The following is a 17,191-nucleotide window of genomic DNA, read 5'->3' as shown; positions in this document are numbered from 1 at the left end:
TTGCCGCCGGAGAACAGGATCACCGGCCGCTCGAACTCGCCCGCCACCTCACGGAAGATGTGGACGGCCTCGGACTCCAGCGCGTCCAGATGGGAGAGGGCGTACGGCGTCTGCGTGCCCTCCTCGACCGAGGAGACGGTCGTCGTCATGCCAGGCCCCTTTCGCTGAGCAGGGCGTACACGGCCGCCGCGGACTCACTCACGGTCTGGTTCTGCGACTCGATGCGCAGGTCGGGCGACTCGGGCTCCTCGTAGGGGTCGTCGACCCCGGTCAGCCCGGACAGCTCGCCCGCGGCCTGCTTGGCGTACAGGCCCTTCACATCGCGTACGGAGCACACCTCGACCGGAGTGGCCACGTGGATCTCCAGGTACGCCGCCCCGCTCTCCTGGTGGCGCTTGCGCACCGCCTCACGGCTGTCGGCGTACGGCGCGATCACCGGCACCAGCGCCTTGACGCCGTTGCGGGCGAGCAGGTCGGCGAGGAAGCCGATGCGCTGGACGTTGGTGTGCCGGTCCTCGCGGGTGAAGCCGAGGCCCGCGGAGATGAACTCGCGGATCTCGTCGCCGTCGAGCACCTCGACACGGTGGCCCTCCTCGCGCAGCCGGCCGGCCAGCTCGTACGCGATGGTGGTCTTGCCGGCGGACGGCAGACCCGTGAGCCAGACGGTGGCTCCGGTCGTCACGTGGTTCTCCTTGTTCTCCGGCGGGGGTTCCGGAAACGGGGTCGTGGTCACAGGTGCAGCCCGCACTCGGTCTTGGCGCGGCCCGCCCAGCGGCCGCTGCGCGCGTCCTCGCCCTCCAGGACGCGGCGGGTGCAGGGGGCGCAGCCGACGGAGGGGTAGCCGTCCATCAGCAGCGGGTTGGTGAGGACACCGTGTTCCGCCACGTAGGCGTCCACGTCCTCCTGGCTCCACCGGGCGATGGGCGAGATCTTGACCTTCTGCCGCTTCTCGTCCCAGCCGACGACCGGGGTGTTCGCCCGGCTCGGGGACTCGTCGCGGCGCAGGCCCGTCGCCCAGGCCAGATAGCCCGTGAGGCCCTCCTCCAACGGCTGGACCTTGCGCAGCTTGCAGCACAGGTCCGGGTCCCGGTCGTGCAGCCTCGGGCCGTACTCCGCGTCCTGCTCGGCGACCGTCCGGCGCGGGGTGAGGGTGATGACGTTGACGTCCATCACGGCCTCCACCGCATCCCGTGTACCGATGGTCTCGGGAAAGTGGTAGCCGGTGTCGAGGAACACCACGTCGACACCGGGCAACGCGCGGGAGGCGAGATGGGCGACGACCGCGTCCTCCATCGACGAGGTGACACAGAAGCGTCGGCCGAACGTGTCCGCCGCCCACTGGAGGATCTCCAGGGCGTCGGCGTCCTCCAGATCGCGGCCCGCCTGCTCGGCGAGCGACTTGAGATCCTCGGTGGTGCGGTCTTCCTTCGTGGTCGTCATATCTCGTCTCCCCCTGCGTCGGTCTGCCGAAGGCCCCGGGAGAGCAGCCCGAGGAACTTCAACTGGAAAGCCCGGTTGCACGAGGCGCATTCCCACGCGCCATGGCCCTGCTCGCTGGGACGCAGGTCCTCGTCGCCGCAGTAGGGGCAGTAGAAGGGGGCGGCCCGCTCGCTCATGAGAGGGCCTCCTCGGACGCACGCGCGGCCCAGGTGGCGAAGCGCTCGCCGTCCTCGCGCTCCTCCTGGAACCGCTTGAGGACCCGCTCGACGTAGTCGGGCAGTTCCTCCGACGTCACCTTCAGACCGCGCACCTTGCGGCCGAAGCCGGCCTCCAGGCCGAGCGCGCCGCCCAGGTGCACCTGGAAGCCCTCGACCTGCTCCCCCTGGTCGTTGAGGACCAGCTGGCCCTTGAGACCGATGTCCGCGACCTGGATACGGGCGCAGGCGTTGGGGCAGCCGTTGATGTTGATGGTGATCGGCTCGTCGAACTCGGGGATCCGGCGCTCCAGTTCGTCGATCAGCGAGGCGCCGCGCGCCTTGGTCTCCACGATGGCGAGCTTGCAGTACTCGATGCCGGTGCAGGCCATGGTGCCGCGCCGGAACGGGGAGGGGTGGACCGTGAGGTCCAGCGCCTCCAGGCCCTCGACGAGCGAGTCGACCCGCTCCTGCTCGACGTCCAGCACGAGCATCTTCTGCTCGGCGGTGGTGCGGACCCGGCCGGAGCCGTGCGCCTCGGCCAGCTCGGCGATCTTCGTCAGGGTGGCGCCGTCCACGCGGCCCACGCGCGGGGCGAAACCGACGTAGAAACGGCCGTCCCGCTGCCGGTGCACGCCGACGTGGTCGCGCCAGCGCTCGACGGGCTGGGCCGGGGCCGGGCCGTCGACGAGCTTGCGCCCCAGGTACTCGTCCTCCAGCACCTGGCGGAACTTCTCCGGGCCCCAGTCGGCGACCAGGAACTTCAGCCGGGCGCGGGTGCGCAGGCGGCGGTAGCCGTAGTCGCGGAAGATCGAGATGACGCCCTCGTAGACGTCCGGGACCTCGTCCAGCGGGACCCAGGCCCCGAGGCGCACGCCGATCTTGGGGTTGGTGGACAGACCGCCGCCGACCCACAGGTCGAAGCCGGGGCCGTGCTCGGGGTGGTTCACCCCGACGAACGCGATGTCGTTGATCTCGTGCGCCACGTCCAGCAGCGGCGAGCCGGAGATCGCGGACTTGAACTTGCGCGGCAGGTTCGAGAACGCCGGGTTGCCGATGATCCGGCGCTGGACCTCGTCGATCGCCGGGGTGCCGTCGATGATCTCGTCGGCCGCGATACCGGCCACCGGCGAGCCGAGGATCACACGCGGGGTGTCACCGCAGGCCTCGGTGGTGGACAGGCCGACCGCCTCCAGGCGGTTCCAGATCTCGGGCACGTCCTCGATCCGGATCCAGTGGTACTGGACGTTCTGCCGGTCGGTGATGTCGGCCGTGCCGCGCGCGAACTCCTGCGAGATCTCACCGACGACCCGCAGCTGCTCGGTGGTGAGCCGGCCGCCGTCGATGCGGACGCGGAGCATGAAGTACTCGTCGTCCAGCTCCTCCGGCTCCAGGATCGCGGTCTTGCCGCCGTCGATGCCCTGGCGACGCTGGGTGTACAGGCCCCACCAGCGCATCCGGCCGCGCAGGTCGTTGGGGTCGATGGAGTCGAAGCCGCGCTTGGAGTAGATCGTCTCAATGCGTGTCCGCACATTGAGACCGTCGTCGTCCTTCTTGAACTGCTCGTTGCCGTTCAGCGGGGTGAAGTGCCCCGCGGCCCACTGGCCCTCGCCGCGGTGACGGCTCGCCTTGCGGCGGGGGGTCGCTGCGGCGGGGTTCTGCGGGGTGGCGGCCATGGTTGATACGTCCTTCGGGACAGGCGGGAAAGCGGCTCTGACCTGCGCGTGCGCGCACGGCAGACGTGCGCGTCCTTGCGCGGGAAAGCAGGCAAAGGGGGATGTGTCGGGCGGTGCTGAACGTGCTCTCAGCGCGCCGGACAGATGGCGCTGGACATGCGGCCGAGGTCGACGTGCCGCCGACTCACCAAGGCAATTCCAGTTCCAGGCATGACGGAAGCCTGGCACGGCGATCTGGACACAGTCCAGCTTCGTCCAAAATGCGGACACCCTTGTCTCGTACAGCGAGACAAGGGTGTCCTTGGTCACATGCCGGACAAGGGTGGCCTCATGCAGGTCAGGCGGGGTACGCCCCCGGCCAGGGGCCCGGGGTGGTCACCTGCGCCTGCTCCTCGACCTTGGTGTCGAACAGCTTGAAGCCCCGGCGCTGGTAATTGTCCATGGCGTGCTCGCCGTCCAGGCTGCAGGTGTGCAGCCACACCCGCTTCGTCCGGGCCCGCCCCGGCCAGCGGTCCGCGAGGTCCCAGGCGCGGGCGACGCCGTACGACAGCAGGTGGCCGCCGATGCGGCGGCCGCGGAAGGCGGGGATCAGCCCGAAGTACTCGATCTCCACGACCCCGTCGTCCTGCGGGCTCAACTCCACGTATCCGGCGGGCGTGCCCCGGTCGTAGGCGACCCAGGTCTCCACGCCGGGGCGCTCGAGGTGCTCCCGCCACTGGTCGTACGTCCAGCCGAGCCGGTCGATCCAGCGGATGTCACCGCCGACGGAGGCGTACAGGAAGCGGCTGAACTCGGGGGAGGGGACCTCGGAGCGGACGATCCGCACGTCCCCTTCGGGGGCGGCGGCCGACAGCAGGTCGGACGGGTCCGTCTGCTCCAGGGACCAGGTGGTCACGGGAATGTTGGGCATGCCGCCCAGAGAATCACTTACCCCAGCGATCTGTCGATCGTGCTCAGTGGCAGCGAGAACAGCGTCCGCCCCGACTGCGACCACACCTCGCCGGTCTCCTCCCAGTAGGACAGGGAGGCCGTGGCCCGGCTCCAGCAGCGGTGGCTGTCGTAGGACCCGCACCGCGTGGTCTCGGCGCCGCCGGTGGTCTGCCGCCACAGCGAGCCGTGCTCCTCGTCGGCGGGCCGCGTCACATACCAGCGGGAGCGGTACGACAGCACCCCGCCGAGCCCCTCCGTCTTCGTGACGTACGCCTCCGTCGCCGCGCCGGTGGCGAGCAGCCCGCTCCGGCCGGGGTCCGTGCTGAACGCGTACCGCCACAGCCGGTCACCGCCGCTGGCCACCAGGCTGTCGGGCGAGGTGCTGCGGTCCAGCGAGAGGCCCACCGGGTGCTGTCCCGAGGACCGGTAGACGGCGACGGGCGCCATGAGGAATCCGGTGCCGTCGGCGCGCTGGACGCGGTGCATGTCGTAGACGTACAAGCCGTCCCCGGCGGCGACCAGCAGCTTGTCCTGGTACCACACCATGCCCGTCACGGCCGCGCGCAGCGCCCGCTGGTCCCGGCCGTCGTCCGAGGGGGCGGCGAGCCGCACCCAGGTGTAGCGCAGCAGGCCGGGGTCGTCCGCGTCGACGAAGGCGACCCGGGAGGCCCGGTCGCCGGACCAGGCCGACAGCACCACCCGGTGCTCGCCCCAGCGGCCGTCGTCGTCCGCGTCCCCGGAGGTGGTCACCGGGCCGGAGCGCAGGCCGCGGGTGTCGGCGGCATCCCAGCAGTACGCGCGCGTGGCCGCGGGCGCCACCGGCAGCGCCGCGCGCTCGGTCGACGTGCAGTGCGCCGGGTCGCGCAGCGTGCGGTCGGCGGCGGCGAGCACGGCACGCACGCCGACCGGGCGGCTCGGGGGCTGCTCGGGCAGCGTCTCCTCGCGCAGGCTCAGGGTGTCTATCTCGGTGCGGGAGGTGAGCGGCTTCAGGGCCCCGGGATCCTCGTCGACCGTGGCCTGCGACGCGCTGATCATGGTGGCGGCCGCGGTGAGCGCGAGGGCGGTCCCGGCCAGCACTCCGCGCAGCGCGCGGCCCCGCTTGCGCCGGCGGTGCCTGCCGCGATGCTTCGTCATGACGTCCTCCCGAGGGCGGGCCAACTGCGCCTGATGGTCCGTGCGTTGACCCAGGAGCAGGTGGGGTGGCCCGTAAGGGATGCTACGGCAGCGGGGTGCGGTCGCGGACGAAGACCCGGCAAATACGCGGAAGACGACACCGGGCGGACTTCAGCGGACACGGTTTTCGGCCACCGCGGGGGCCGTCGAGTGCGGCAACAGGTCGCGGGGATCCTCGGGGAGCAGCACCTCGACCTCCGCGCCCTCGCAGAAACGATACGGCCGGTGTTCCAGCAACCCGCCCAAGTACCGCCGCACCCGCGACATCTCCGCCCGGACCGTCACCGTACGGCCCGCGTCGCCGAACATCGCCTCGGCCAGGCCCGCCGCACTGCGCCCGCCCCGGTCCAGGGCCAGCAGGTACAGCAACTCCGCGTGCCGAGGGCTCAGTTCGTGGCTCCAGGCGCCCGCCTCGCCGGTCACCGTCAGCGACCAGCGGCGTGGCTGGGAAAGGTCCAGCACGATCCGGGTCCCGGCGCGCGACATCGGCTCGTCCGCCGGACGCAGCAGCCAGCCCTCCGCCAGCGGCTCCACCGCGCACAGCCCGAGTGGGGGCAGCCACCGACGGCCCGCCGCAAGCGACTTCGGCACGGTGATCCGGTTCGTGTACGGCATCCCGGTCACCGCCGCGCACCAGCCGTCCCGGTCCACCACCAGCGCCCGCCCCGCCAGCCGGGACAGCACCGGCGCCGCGACCGCGCGCAGCCGCTCCAGCGAGGTCAGATGCACCTCCCGCAACCGGGCCTCGGCGAGTTTGGCGACCGCGTCCACCCAGGCCAGCGTCGCCGGATGCATGGTCTCCAGCGGCCCGCTGACATCGACCACACCGATCAGCCGGCCGTCCCGCGGATCCGTGATGGGCGCCCCGGCACAGGTCCAGCTGGCGTGGGTGCGCACGAAGTGCTCGGCGGCGAAGACCTGCACCGGTCTGCGGACGACGGCGGGCGTGCCCACGCCGTTGGTGCCGACGACGTCCTCCCGCCAGTCCGCGCCGAGCTCGAAACCGAGCCCGTCGGCCTTGCGCAGCACCGGCGCGCTGCCCTCCCGCCACAGCACCCGGCCGTCCTCGTCGGCGACGACCATGATGTGGTGCGCGACGTCCGCGACCGACAGCAGCCCCTCCCGCAGCACGGGCAGCACATGCCGCAGCGCCGAGGTCTCCCGGCGCCGCTGCACCTCCTCGCGGGAGAGCAGCCCCGAGCGGAAGTCGTGGTCGGGGTCGACCCCGCTGCGCAGCATCCGGTCCCAGGACTGCTCGATCACCGGGCGCGGCGCGACGGGCCCGCGCTGTCCGGAGAGGGTGGCGTTGCGCACTTCGTTCAGTACCCGCGCCGCGCGCGCCGTGTCGATTGCGGCGAGCTGCGTCACGTCCATCGGTGACAGCGCCACGAGTCCCTCCCCTGGGGTGTGCCGGGTCCAGACGGGCCGGTTGTCCCATAGTGCTGCCCATCCTCGGCGGACGGGCACAGTCCGTCCACAGCGGTCGGCAAGTTGCAACCCCCTGCAACCCTGGTGGTCCGGCTTGGCCTGATTGAAACTTGAGCAACGCCGTCCCGAGCGGCGTTCGCGGCCTCGAACGGGCCAGCGAGGGGGTGGTGCCGTGTCGGCGCAGCACCACCCCCTCCACGTGCGCCCCGCGTTCAGACCACTGGCCTCGCCCTTGTCACGATCGACGCCAGGTCCAGGCTCGGCGGCAGGGTGCCGAACGCCGCCCCCGCGTCGCCGCCCAACCGGGACGCGCAGAACGCGTCGGCCACCTCCGGTGGCGCGAAACGTACGAGGAGCGCGCCCTGGAGGACCAGGGCGAGGCGCTCCGCGAGGCGCCGCGCCCGGCTCTCCACGGCTTCCAGATCGGCCAGTTCCGTCAGCAGATCCTTGATCGCGCCGTCCAGGCGGTGATCGGCGCCGCGCGCCAGGCCGATCTCCTGAAGGTAGGCGTTCAGCGCGTCCGGCTCCCGGCGCAGCGCCCTCACCACGTCCAGGGCCTGGACGTTGCCCGCCCCCTCCCACACCGAGTTCAGCGGCGACTCCCGCACCAGCCGGGGCATCCCGGACTCCTCGACGTAGCCGTTGCCGCCCAGGCACTCGGCCGCCTCCACCGTCACCGGCGTACAGCGCTTGGTGACCCAGTACTTGGCGGCCGGCACCGCGATCCGCAGCAGCGCCCGCTCCCGCTCGCTTCCGTTGTCGTAGGCCGCCGCCAGGCGCAGGGCCAGCGTGGTCGCGGCCTCCGACTCCAGGGCCAGGTCGGCCAGGACGTTGCGCATCAGCGGCTTGTCGGTGAGCCGGCCGCCGAAGGCCTCACGGTGGTCGCAGTGGTGGATCGCCTGGGCGACGGCCTGCCGCATCAGGCCCGCCGAGCCCAGCACACAGTCGAGACGGGTCGCCGCCACCATCTCGATGATGGTCCGTACCCCGCGCCCCTCCTCGCCGACCCGGCGCGCCCAGGTCCCGTCGAACTCGACCTCCGCGGAGGCGTTGGACCGGTTGCCCAGCTTGTCCTTGAGCCGCTGCAGCCGGAAGACGTTGCGGGTGCCGTCCTCCAGGACGCGGGGGACCAGCAGGCAGGTGAGGCCGCCCGGAGCCTGGGCGAGCACCAGGAACCCGTCCGACATCGGCGCCGAGCAGAACCACTTGTGCCCGGTGAGCTCGTAGGACTCCCCGTCGGGCCGGGGCCGGGCGGCGGTCGTGTTCGCCCGTACGTCGCTGCCGCCCTGCTTCTCCGTCATGGCCATCCCGAACAGCGCCCCCGCCTTCTCCCGGGCGGGCCGCAGACCGCGGTCGTAGATCATGGAGGTCAGCCGCGGTTCCCACTCGGCGGCCAGGTCCGGATCGGTGCGCAGCGCGGGCACGGCTGCGTGCGTCATCGACAGCGGACAGCCGTTCCCGGCCTCCACCTGGGACCACACCACGAACCCGGCGGCCCGCCGCACATGCCCGCCCGGGCGGCTCCAGGCCGCCGTGAGCCCCGCGGCGACGCCCTTGCCGAGCAGCCGGTGCCAGGACGGGTGGAAGTCGACCTCGTCGACGCGATGGCCGTAGCGGTCGTGCGTGCGCAGCCGCGGCGGGTTCTCGTTGGCCAGCGTCCCCCACTCCTGGAGCTGCTCCGACCCGGCCGAGCGCCCGAGCGCCGACAGGTCGCCGCGCGCCTCGTCGAGCAGGCCGGGGTCGAGGTGCCGTTCGACCGCCTCCGTCAGCGTCCGGTCCGCGGTGTAGACGTCGTACCCGACCAGGGGCGGGGGCTGGTTCGTCACGGTGTGGGTAGTGCCGTCCATGGGGTGAACCTACCCCTCCGTATCGACCTGCTCACCACCGTGACGTGGCCGCCCCCGGGGCGGGACGGACGGAGGCCCGGCGGCGGATACCGTTATGTCGTGCAGCCAGCAAGTGAACCCCCCCAGAGGCCGTCCGGCCGTCTTCATCGGGCGCGTGCCCTCTACCGGGACGTCTCCAAGCGCAGGACCGCATGGCTGTTGCTCAAGGACACGGTCAACTCGTGCATCGAATACCGGATCCTGGGGCTCGCGGCCGAGGCGGCCTTCTTCACGCTGCTGTCCGTGCCGCCGCTGCTGCTGAGCATGATCGGACTGCTCGGCTACGTCGACGACTGGACCGGCACCGACACCATCAGCAGCCTGGAGGCCAACCTGCTGGAGGCCTCCCGCACGGTCCTGTCGGACAAGGGTGTACGGCAGATCGCCCAGCCGATCCTGGACGACGTGATGAAGGGCGGCCGCCCCGACGTCATCTCCATCGGCTTCCTGTTCGCCCTGTGGTCGGGCTCGCGTGCGGTGAACGTCTTCATCGACACCATCACCGTCATGTACGGCCTCGACGGCGTCCGGGGCATCGTCAAGACCCGGCTGGTCGCCTTCGTGCTGTTCCTCGTGGCCCTGGTGATCGGCTCGATCGCCCTGCCGCTGATGGTGGCGGGCCCGGACGCTGTGCTGAACGTGCTGCCGTGGTCGGAGACCCTCGTCCAGATGCTGTACTGGCCGGTCGTCATCCTGCTGTCCGTCGCCTTCCTCACGACGCTGTACCACGTCTCCGTGCCCGTCCGCTCGCCCTGGATCGAGGACGTCCCCGGCGCCCTGGTCGCCCTCGGCATGTGGGTGCTCGGCAGCTTCCTGCTGCGGATCTACCTCACCAACACGGTCGAGGGAGCCACGATCTACGGCTCCCTCGCGGCCGCCGTCGCCGTCCTGCTGTGGATCGGCGTGTCCGCGTTCGCGGTGCTCGTCGGCGCCGCCGTCAACGCCGCGATCGACCGGGTCTGGCCGGCCGCCGCCACGGCCGCGGCCCGCGCCGCGAACGAACGCGTGCGCGAGGCCCAGGTCGCCGAGTACGTCGCCCGGGCCGCCGCCCAGCGCGAGGCCGCCCAGGACCCGGACGACCCCGACATGCCCTCGGAGTTCCCCGAGCGCTGGTCCCGCTTCCTGCCCCCGGAGGACGTGACGTCCAGGATCCGGGCGCATGTGAAGAGCACGCACCCGCCCCACAAGGACGACCACCCCTGACCGGGGCATGCCGCGTGGGGCTGTGCGGTCGACCGAGACGAACCCGTACGACGCGGCTCACGCGCGTTCCTCCCGTCAGGCCCTCGCCCGTCTGACCCTCCTTCGAGGTGCCATGGGCCCTTCTCGCCCTTCTCCAGCGGCTCGGCGAGGAGGCGGTCGGCTCCGGGCCGGTCGAGGTTGCCGACGACCGAAGCGGAGCACCGAGGCGGAGTGCCGGGGCCGGGCCCCGGGGCCTGCGCCCCCGAACGCGGTCACGCCTCCCACGCGCCCGCCGCCGCGGCCTCCCGGGCGAAGTCCGTGAAGTCGCGGGGACCGCGGCCGAGCACCTGCGCGACCCCGTCGGTCAGGTGGGCGTTGCGGCCGTCCAGGAGGGTCTCGAAGACCTCCACCAGGAAGTCCGCCTCCTCCTTCGGGATGCCGAAGTCGATCAGGTTCCGCCCGTACGCCCGCGCCGGTACCGGCGTGTACGTCAGCTCCGCTCCCGAGGCCGCCGACACCTCCGCGACCGCCTGCCGGAAGGGCAGCAGCCGCGGCCCGGTCAGTTCGAGGGTCCGGCCCACGTACCGGTCCCCGGACGTCAGCACGGCCGCCACCACGTCCGCGATGTCGTGTACGTCGATGAACGGCTCCTCGACCTCGCCCGCCGGGAAGACCAGTTCCCCGCCCTCGCGCAGCCCGTCCGCCAGCGGGCCCTCGCTGAAGTTCTGGGCGAACCACGCGGCCCGCAGAACCGTCCAGTCCGCGCCCGACTCCTTCAGCGCCTCCTCGGCGGGCAGCGCCTGGTCCTCGCCGCGGGCCGACAGCAGCACCAGCCGTCGTACGCCGAGACCGACCGCCTCCCGGCCCAGCGCCGCGATCCCCTCGGCCGCCGCCGGTGAGCCGATGTCGGAGGGGTACATCAGGTACGCCGCCCCGGCGCCGCGCAGGGTCTCCGCCCAACTCGTCGGGTCCTCCCAGTCGAAGCCCCTGGACCGCGTCGCCTCCCGCACCGCACAACCGGCCGCCCGCACGGACCGAGCCACCCGGCTGCCGGTACGGCCCGAGGCGCCGGTCACCATCACTGTCGTGTTCCGCGTGTTCGTCGTCATGCCCCCAGTCAACGGCCGCGCGCCCCAACAACCCATCGCCGAAAGGCTCATTCCCATGCGCGCGCGTCTACGCTGGCGCCATGGACGCCCTTGCAGGTCTGCTGGAGGGCCCACGCGCGCGTGGCGCCTTCATGATCCGCGCGTGCTTCGACCCGCCCTGGGCGGTGCGCGTCGAGGACCGGGCCCCGCTGACCGTCATGCTCATGGTCCGCGGTGAGGCGTGGATCATGCCGGAGCGGGGGGAGCGGGTGCGGCTGCGGCCCGGCGATCTGGCCATCGCCCGTGGCCTGGACCCGTACACCTGCGCCGACGAACCCGAGACGCCGCCGCAGGCCGTGATCCTGCCGGGCGCCGAGTGCTCCTATCCCGACGGGCGCCCCCTCAACGGCTCCATGGACCTGGGTGTGCGCGCCTGGGGCGACCGCCTCGACGGCTCGGCGGTGATGCTGATCGGCACGTATCTGTGGCAGGGCGAGGTCAGCGGGCGGCTGCTGGACGCGCTGCCGCCGCTGGTGTCGCTGCCTGCGGACGTCTGGGACTGCCCGCTCACGCCGTATCTGATGGAGGAGATCGTCCGCGACGAACCCGGCCAGGAGGTGGTCCTGGACCGGTTGCTGGACCTGCTGGTCATCGCGGCGCTGCGGGCCTGGTTCTCCCGCCCCGAGGCGGAGGCGCCCGGCTGGTACCGGGCGCTGGCGGATCCGGTGGTGGGACGGGTGCTGCGGCTGGTGCAGGACGATCCGGCCCACCCCTGGACGGTGGCGGCGCTGGCGGCGAAGGCGGGGGTGTCCCGGGCGGCGTTGGCCCGCCGTTTCACGGAACTGGTCGGGGAGCCGCCCATGACGTACCTGACGGGCTGGCGGCTGACCCTGGCGGCGGACGCGCTGCGGGAGACCGAGGACACGCTGGACGCGATCGCGCGGAGGGTGGGGTACGGCAGCGCCTTCGCGCTGTCCAGCGCGTTCAAGAGGGTGTACGGGGTGAGCCCGCAGGAGCATCGGGCGAGGGGCGCGGCGTAGGCGGGTGCGGGTGGTTCGCGGCCTGTCGCGCGGTTCCCCGCGCCCCCTGGGCGGCGCGTAGGCTGACGTCCGTGTACGCGGAACGGCCCTCCCGGCTCGCCGGTGCCGTCGTGTGGGCCCATACGGCGTCCGGTGGCGGGCGGGTGCTGCCCGACGGGTGCATGGATCTGCTCTGGCACGAGGGGCGGTTGATCGTCGCGGGCGCCGACACCCGCGCGTACGTCACCGAGCGCGAGGGCGGCGACTGGGTCGGGGTGCGGTTCTTCCCCGGCTCCGCGCCCGCCTTCCTGGGCGTGCCCGCGCACGAACTGCGGGACCGGCGCGTCGACCTCGCCGATCTGTGGCCCGCCTCGCAGGTACGGCGGTTGCGCGGCCGTATCGGAAGCGCCGCCGACACTCTGACCGCCCTGGAGGACGTCGTACTGGAACGCGCCGAGCCGCCCGAACCCGTCCTGCGACGGCTCGTGGCCGCCCTCGGCGCGGGACGGCCCGTCGGCGCGGTCGCCGACGAACTCGGCCTCGGCGCGCGTCAGTTGCACCGGCGCTCGCTCGCCGCCTTCGGCTACGGACCCAAGACCCTGGCCCGCGTCCTGCGGCTGCGCAGAGCGCTCGGCCTCGCCCGCGCCGGTGTCCCGTTCGCCGACACGGCGACCCTGGCCGGCTACGCCGACCAGGCCCATCTGGCGCGGGACGTCAAGGAGTTGGCGGGGGTGCCGCTCGGGGTACTGCTGGACGGGGCCTAGCGGGGCGAATCGGGGTGCTGCCGGGCCGGCCCCAGCGGGGCGAACAGATCGACGCCGTTGCCGTCGGGGTCCTGCACGACCGCGTACCGCTGGCCCCAGAAGGCGTCCCAGGGCTTGAGTTCGCCGTGGTATCCGGCGCCGACCAGCTCCTCGTACACCGCGTCCACCTCGGCGGGTTCGTCGCACCGCAGGGCCAGGGAGTGCCGGCTCCCGGAGGGGGGCTGCCAGTCGGGGTGGAAGGAGCGGACCGTCTCCTCGGTGTCCAGCATCAGCCGCAGTCCGCCGGGGAGCCGGGCCTCGGTGTGCGGCTCGTTCCCTGCCTCCTCGGGGAAGTCGAAACCGAGGCGGCGGTAGAAGGTGACGGCGGCGGCCATGTCGGAGACCACCAGCCCGAACGCGTCGATTCGTGGAGTCATGCCGACACCGTAGGCGGCGTGCGTGAGGGGGTCTTGAAGGAAACGGACACCTTCCGGGCCCGCCTCAGTCGAAGGTCACCGGTCCGTTCGGGGTGTCCAGCGTGAACGAGATCCCCACCGGGCCCTCGGTGAGCTCCAGGCCGGTGCCCAGAACGGCCAGCAGGGGCCGGATCTCCGCCGGGTCGGGGGCGCTCGCCGACATCGACAGCAGCGGCACGGTCGGCAGACCCGACGCCGTGGGATGCACCGACTCGCCCCAGTCGATCAGGAACGGCACGAGACCGGACGGGTGCGCGGCGGCGCCGTCGGTCAGCCGCCACCGCAGCAGGGTCCCGTCGGGTGTGCGGCGGCTCATCGGGCGCACGGGGCCCGGGTCGTAGCCGTGGGCGCGGGCCTTCGCGACGGCCGCCTCCAGGTCCGGCGGGCTGATCGCCCAGGTGACCGTGCGCGGTCCGGTCAGCCCGTCGACGCCGAAAGGGCGCGCGGCGCCGGGCGCGGACTGCTCCGGGTCCGGGCCGATGATCTCCAGATAGCCGCTGCCGCCCAGACCCACCAGATGGTTCCGCGTCCCCAGCCCCACGTGCGCGCCGCCGGGGGCGGGCCGCACGCCGGTGCGCCGGGTGAAGTCGGCGACCGTGGCGGCCAGATCGGGGGTGGCGAGGACCAGATGGTCCAGCAGTGCGGGAATCGTGTCCATCGGGGACGAGGCTATGCGGACCCCCGCCCGCGATGGAACAGGTGTGCGGCGGCTGTCAGTCGTGGGCGATCGCGCCGTGCTCGTCCAGCCGCGGATGGATCGGCACGGGGCCGTACTCGTCGTGGTCCGACGGACGCGGCGGCTCGGGGCCGTCGGGGCCCATACGGAGCATGCGGTCGACCCGGCAGAGCCGGAACCGGCGGCCCGCCACCGAGAACTCGTCCGCGCGGCCGAGCGCCCGGAACTCCTCGGCCGCCTCGGCGTACACGGCCCGCGTCGGGTCGTCGTACTGGTACAGCACGGCCCACACCCGGGCCATCCCGTCGTAGAGCTGACGCCTGGCCTCGTGCGGGTGCGCCGCGAGGGTGCCGGACGGCTCCCAGCCCGTGGCGCGCCGCTCGACCACGCCGAAGCAGGTCGGTAGCAGCACCAGGTCCGGATGGGAGCCGACCGCCCTCTCGGAGTCGGCGCACACCTCGGCGGGCACGCGGGAGCCGCAGTACGCGAAGTCCCTCAGCCCCAGCCGGATCGCCGCGGCCATCGGGCCGTCGTCGTGCCCGGGGTCGAGGGCGAAGCCGGCGTCCGCCACCGGCCGGTGCTCGCGGGGCCGCTCCCAGGACGGGTCGGCCGGTTCCGGATCCGTGGGCCGGGGCGGCTCCAGGCGCTCGCCGTCCCCGCGCGCGAACTCGTCGGCGCGCACCACCCGGTAGCGGACCCCGCACACCGCCACCTCGTTCACCGGCTCCTCGTTCAGCAGCGCGACCGCGGCCAGCAGTTCCCGCCGGACAGCGGGATCGTCGGTGCCGTCCTTCGCGGCGAACCACAGATGCGAGTTGAGCCCGTCCCGGGCCACCTGCGGCATCGGGTCCACGACCGGCTGCAGCAGCCGCCACAGCGGTCCCTGGGCGGGGTCCAGCGCGGCGACCCCGAACACCGGGCCGCGCAGGACGAGATGGGGGAACCGCAGCGATGCGTCCACCGCGTCGGCCTCCCGCACCCACGCCCCCGGGTCGTCACGGCGCATCAACTCCTCCTGCAGCGCGTCTATCCGTCGCCGCCAGTCATCGGTCATGCACGCATTGTCGGTGCCGACGGAAGGAGCGGAAGCGACCGCGACACAACCACCACGCCGGTTGAGCCAGGCCCCCGGGGCCTGCCGCCATCTCCCGTCCGCCCGCGACCGGTTGGTTGTTCCGGGCCGCGCGGGGCCTGTCGGGCAGTCCCGGTGGCGCGAGGACGGTTCTGCAGTTCCCGGTCGCGCGGGGTCTGTTCGGTGGTTCGGCGGGGGCGCAGCCGCGGCAGGCGGTGCGGAGGTTCCATCGCCCGCGGGCTGCACCCGCGGCGGCATGTCCTGTCCGGCGGTGCCCGGCCCCCAGGGCCCTTCCCGTAAATCCTGGCCACCCGACCCCTGTCCGGCGGGGCCCGCCGCCGGGACCTGCCATTTCCCGGCCCCCCGGGACCTGTCCGGCAGTCCCGGCCGCGCGTGACCCGTCCCGGAATTCCCGGGCCGCCCGGCGGCACCCTGGCGCACCGGGCCTAGGCTCGCCGGGTATGGGACCGCGTCTGCTCGTCTACACCCGGACCACCGACTACCGGCACGACTCCATCCCGGCCGCCGTGGCCTCTCTGCGTTCGCTCGGGGACTTCGCGGTCGACCACAGTGAGGACCCGGCCGTCCTCGCCGGGCCCCTGGAGCCGTACGCCGCCGTCGTCTTCCTCTCCACCAGCGGTGAGGTGCTGACCCCGGCCGGCCGGGAGCGGCTGGCCGGGTACGTGGAGGCGGGCGGCGGTTTCGTCGGCGTGCACGCGGCGGCCTGCACCGAGTACTCATGGCCGTACTACGGACGGCTGTTGGGCGCCCGCTTCACCCGGCACCCCGCCCTCCAGCCGGGCCGGGCCCTGGTCGAGGACCACGACCACCCGGCCACCCGCCATCTGCCGTCCACCTGGGACTTCACGGACGAGTGGTACGACTTCGACACCAACCCCCGTGACGCGGTTCGGGTGTTGCTCTCCGCCGACGAGTCGTCGTACGAGGGCGGCGGCATGGGCGCCGACCATCCGCTCGCCTGGTGCCGTGAACAGGGCGCGGGGCGGGTCTTCTACACGGCCTTCGGCCATACGGCGGAGGCCTACGACGACCCCGCCTTCCGCGCGCATCTGCGGGGCGGGATCCAGTGGGCGGCGAGCGGCGCCCTACACCGGACCCACGGGACATGACAGCCGCGGCGCCGCCGTGCTCGCCCGCTCCACCAGCCGCGTCGACAGTTCCGTACGGGTGCTCTCCGGACGGTCCCCGTCCATCATGCGCACCAGCAGCCGCAGGGCCGTCGCCGCCATCTCCGACAGCGGCTGGCGGACCGTGGTGAGTGCCGGAGTGATCCAGCGGGACTCCGGAACATCGTCGAAGCCGACCACGCTCACGTCGTGCGGGATGCTCAACTCCCTTTCCGCCAGGGCCTCGTAGACTCCCCGGGCCAGCCGGTCCGAGCAGACGAAGACGGCCGTCGGGGGCTCCGGAAGGTCCAGCAGCTCCAGCGTGCGGCGCCGGGCGAGACCGTCGTCCGAGCCCGCGTGCCGGACGTACTCCGGCCGGTGCCGCACGCCCGCCGCGACCAGCGCCGAGCGGTAGCCGGCCACCCTGGCGTCGCCCGCCACGGTGTGCTGATGACCGGCCACGACGGCGATCCGCTCATGCCCGAGCGCCAGCAGATGCTCGGTCGCGACGACCCCGCCCCGCCAGTTCGCCGCGCCCACCGACACCACCCCCGGCGGCGGTTCGAGCACCGGGTCGATCAGCACGAACGGGATGCGGCGCTGCTCCAGCCGGCTGTACTGGGCGGAGGTCAGGTCGGACAGGTTCAACAGCACCCCCGAGGACCCGCGCGCGGTGATCCTGTCCAGCCAGTCGCGCCCCGGACGGCCGCCCACGCCCCGGGGCAGCCCGGTCGAGACGATCACCTCCAGGCCCTCGTCGTGCGCCGCCGCCTCAGCCCCGTGCAGGACCGCGCCGGACGAGGACGTGTCCAGCGAGTGCACCACGAGATCGATCAGACCCGGCGCCCGGACCGCGTCGAAACGGGGCCGGCGGACATAGCCGAGCCGGTCCAGCGCCTCGCTGACCCGCCGCCGAGTCTCGGGGGCGACGTCCTCGCGGCCGTTGACTACCTTGGAGGCGGTGGGCACGGACACCCCCGCCTCGCGGGCGACCACCGCCAGGGTCGGCCCGGTCGCCACGTTCGCACTCCCCGTACGGACCATCGGGAACCACCTCTCCGGCCCGCCCGAGGGCCATCGA

General features: G+C 72.9%; 18 protein-coding genes and 1 pseudogene. 4 read left to right on the top strand and 15 right to left on the bottom strand.

All coding sequences use genetic code 11. From position 1 onward, the window contains the following. From ACWDRW_RS28650 to ACWDRW_RS28605, 10 genes and pseudogenes are all read right to left on the bottom strand, one after another. Positions 1-149, bottom strand: a pseudogene (locus ACWDRW_RS28650) (sulfate adenylyltransferase subunit CysD); the annotation flags it as partial. Beyond that, a complete protein-coding gene (gene cysC / locus ACWDRW_RS28645; protein WP_451727527.1) occupies positions 146-733 on the bottom strand; it encodes an adenylyl-sulfate kinase in 588 nt (195 codons plus the stop codon). The gene cysC and the pseudogene ACWDRW_RS28650, both read right to left, overlap by 4 nt. Then, positions 730-1,440, bottom strand: coding sequence for a phosphoadenylyl-sulfate reductase (locus tag ACWDRW_RS28640; RefSeq protein WP_451727524.1), 711 nt, complete (start codon positions 1,438-1,440; stop codon positions 730-732). Before ACWDRW_RS28640 ends, cysC begins: the two co-directional genes overlap by 4 nt. Further along, positions 1,437-1,616 carry a hypothetical protein gene (locus ACWDRW_RS28635; RefSeq protein WP_451727521.1) on the bottom strand — a complete coding sequence of 60 codons (180 nt, stop codon included), beginning with the start codon at positions 1,614-1,616 and terminating at the stop codon, positions 1,437-1,439. Before ACWDRW_RS28635 ends, ACWDRW_RS28640 begins: the two co-directional genes overlap by 4 nt. After that, positions 1,613-3,310, bottom strand: coding sequence for a nitrite/sulfite reductase (locus ACWDRW_RS28630; RefSeq protein WP_451727519.1), 1,698 nt, complete (start codon positions 3,308-3,310; stop codon positions 1,613-1,615). The genes ACWDRW_RS28635 and ACWDRW_RS28630 overlap by 4 nt, the downstream gene beginning before the upstream one ends. 128 nt (positions 3,311-3,438) lie before the next feature. Continuing rightward, positions 3,439-3,522 (bottom strand): putative leader peptide, encoded by an 84-nt coding sequence (locus tag ACWDRW_RS28625; protein WP_310887545.1) that lies wholly within the window; start codon positions 3,520-3,522, stop codon positions 3,439-3,441. 125 nt (positions 3,523-3,647) lie between these two features. Further along, positions 3,648-4,220, bottom strand: coding sequence for a GNAT family N-acetyltransferase (locus ACWDRW_RS28620; protein WP_451727516.1), 573 nt, complete (start codon positions 4,218-4,220; stop codon positions 3,648-3,650). A gap of 17 nt (positions 4,221-4,237) precedes the next feature. After that, a complete protein-coding gene (locus tag ACWDRW_RS28615; protein WP_451727513.1) occupies positions 4,238-5,374 on the bottom strand; it encodes a hypothetical protein in 1,137 nt (378 codons plus the stop codon). A 150-nt stretch (positions 5,375-5,524) separates the two neighbouring features. Further along, the gene (locus tag ACWDRW_RS28610; protein WP_451727510.1) at positions 5,525-6,802 is read right to left on the bottom strand and encodes a GAF domain-containing protein; all 1,278 of its coding nucleotides are present in this window, start codon (positions 6,800-6,802) and stop codon (positions 5,525-5,527) included. A gap of 251 nt (positions 6,803-7,053) precedes the next feature. After that, positions 7,054-8,688 carry an acyl-CoA dehydrogenase family protein gene (locus ACWDRW_RS28605; RefSeq protein WP_451727507.1) on the bottom strand — a complete coding sequence of 545 codons (1,635 nt, stop codon included), beginning with the start codon at positions 8,686-8,688 and terminating at the stop codon, positions 7,054-7,056. Positions 8,689-8,787: 99 nt separating this feature from the next. Here ACWDRW_RS28605 and ACWDRW_RS28600 point away from each other — a divergent pair, with 99 nt between their 5' ends. Continuing rightward, complete coding sequence (locus ACWDRW_RS28600; RefSeq protein WP_451727505.1) at positions 8,788-9,930, top strand: YihY/virulence factor BrkB family protein; 1,143 nt, start codon at positions 8,788-8,790, stop codon at positions 9,928-9,930. Between the two features lie 251 nt (positions 9,931-10,181). Here the strand turns inward: ACWDRW_RS28600 and ACWDRW_RS28595 are convergent, their stop codons facing one another. After that, positions 10,182-11,018, bottom strand: a complete 837-nt coding sequence (locus ACWDRW_RS28595) for an NmrA family transcriptional regulator (RefSeq protein ID WP_451727502.1) — start codon at positions 11,016-11,018, stop codon at positions 10,182-10,184. A gap of 80 nt (positions 11,019-11,098) precedes the next feature. Between ACWDRW_RS28595 and ACWDRW_RS28590 the strand changes: the two genes are divergently transcribed. Both ACWDRW_RS28590 and ACWDRW_RS28585 read left to right on the top strand, forming a co-directional pair. Beyond that, positions 11,099-12,037, top strand: a complete 939-nt coding sequence (locus ACWDRW_RS28590) for an AraC family transcriptional regulator (protein ID WP_451727499.1) — start codon at positions 11,099-11,101, stop codon at positions 12,035-12,037. Between the two features lie 71 nt (positions 12,038-12,108). Then, complete coding sequence (locus tag ACWDRW_RS28585; protein ID WP_451727497.1) at positions 12,109-12,780, top strand: DUF6597 domain-containing transcriptional factor; 672 nt, start codon at positions 12,109-12,111, stop codon at positions 12,778-12,780. Here ACWDRW_RS28585 and ACWDRW_RS28580 read toward each other — a convergent pair. The 3 genes from ACWDRW_RS28580 to ACWDRW_RS28570 all read right to left on the bottom strand — a co-directional run bounded on the left by ACWDRW_RS28580 (position 12,777) and on the right by ACWDRW_RS28570 (position 14,965). Next, on the bottom strand, positions 12,777-13,196 hold the full coding sequence (locus tag ACWDRW_RS28580; protein WP_451727495.1) for a VOC family protein: 420 nt from the start codon (positions 13,194-13,196) through the stop codon (positions 12,777-12,779). The genes ACWDRW_RS28585 and ACWDRW_RS28580 overlap by 4 nt on opposite strands. Positions 13,197-13,260: 64 nt before the next feature. Next, on the bottom strand, positions 13,261-13,893 hold the full coding sequence (locus ACWDRW_RS28575; protein WP_451727493.1) for a VOC family protein: 633 nt from the start codon (positions 13,891-13,893) through the stop codon (positions 13,261-13,263). 55 nt (positions 13,894-13,948) lie between these two features. Then, positions 13,949-14,965 carry a DUF5954 family protein gene (locus ACWDRW_RS28570; protein ID WP_451727490.1) on the bottom strand — a complete coding sequence of 339 codons (1,017 nt, stop codon included), beginning with the start codon at positions 14,963-14,965 and terminating at the stop codon, positions 13,949-13,951. A gap of 479 nt (positions 14,966-15,444) precedes the next feature. On the opposite strand from ACWDRW_RS28570, the gene ACWDRW_RS28565 reads away from it, so the two are divergent. Next, the gene (locus ACWDRW_RS28565) at positions 15,445-16,113 is read left to right on the top strand and encodes a ThuA domain-containing protein (RefSeq protein WP_451727487.1); all 669 of its coding nucleotides are present in this window, start codon (positions 15,445-15,447) and stop codon (positions 16,111-16,113) included. Here the strand turns inward: ACWDRW_RS28565 and ACWDRW_RS28560 are convergent. Beyond that, positions 16,090-17,154 carry a LacI family DNA-binding transcriptional regulator gene (locus ACWDRW_RS28560; protein ID WP_451727484.1) on the bottom strand — a complete coding sequence of 355 codons (1,065 nt, stop codon included), beginning with the start codon at positions 17,152-17,154 and terminating at the stop codon, positions 16,090-16,092. The genes ACWDRW_RS28565 and ACWDRW_RS28560 overlap by 24 nt on opposite strands. Positions 17,155-17,191 lie beyond the last annotated feature (37 nt).

Source organism: Streptomyces sp. NPDC003635 (genome assembly GCF_053587635.1).
This window is presented reverse-complemented; position numbering and strand designations above follow the sequence as displayed.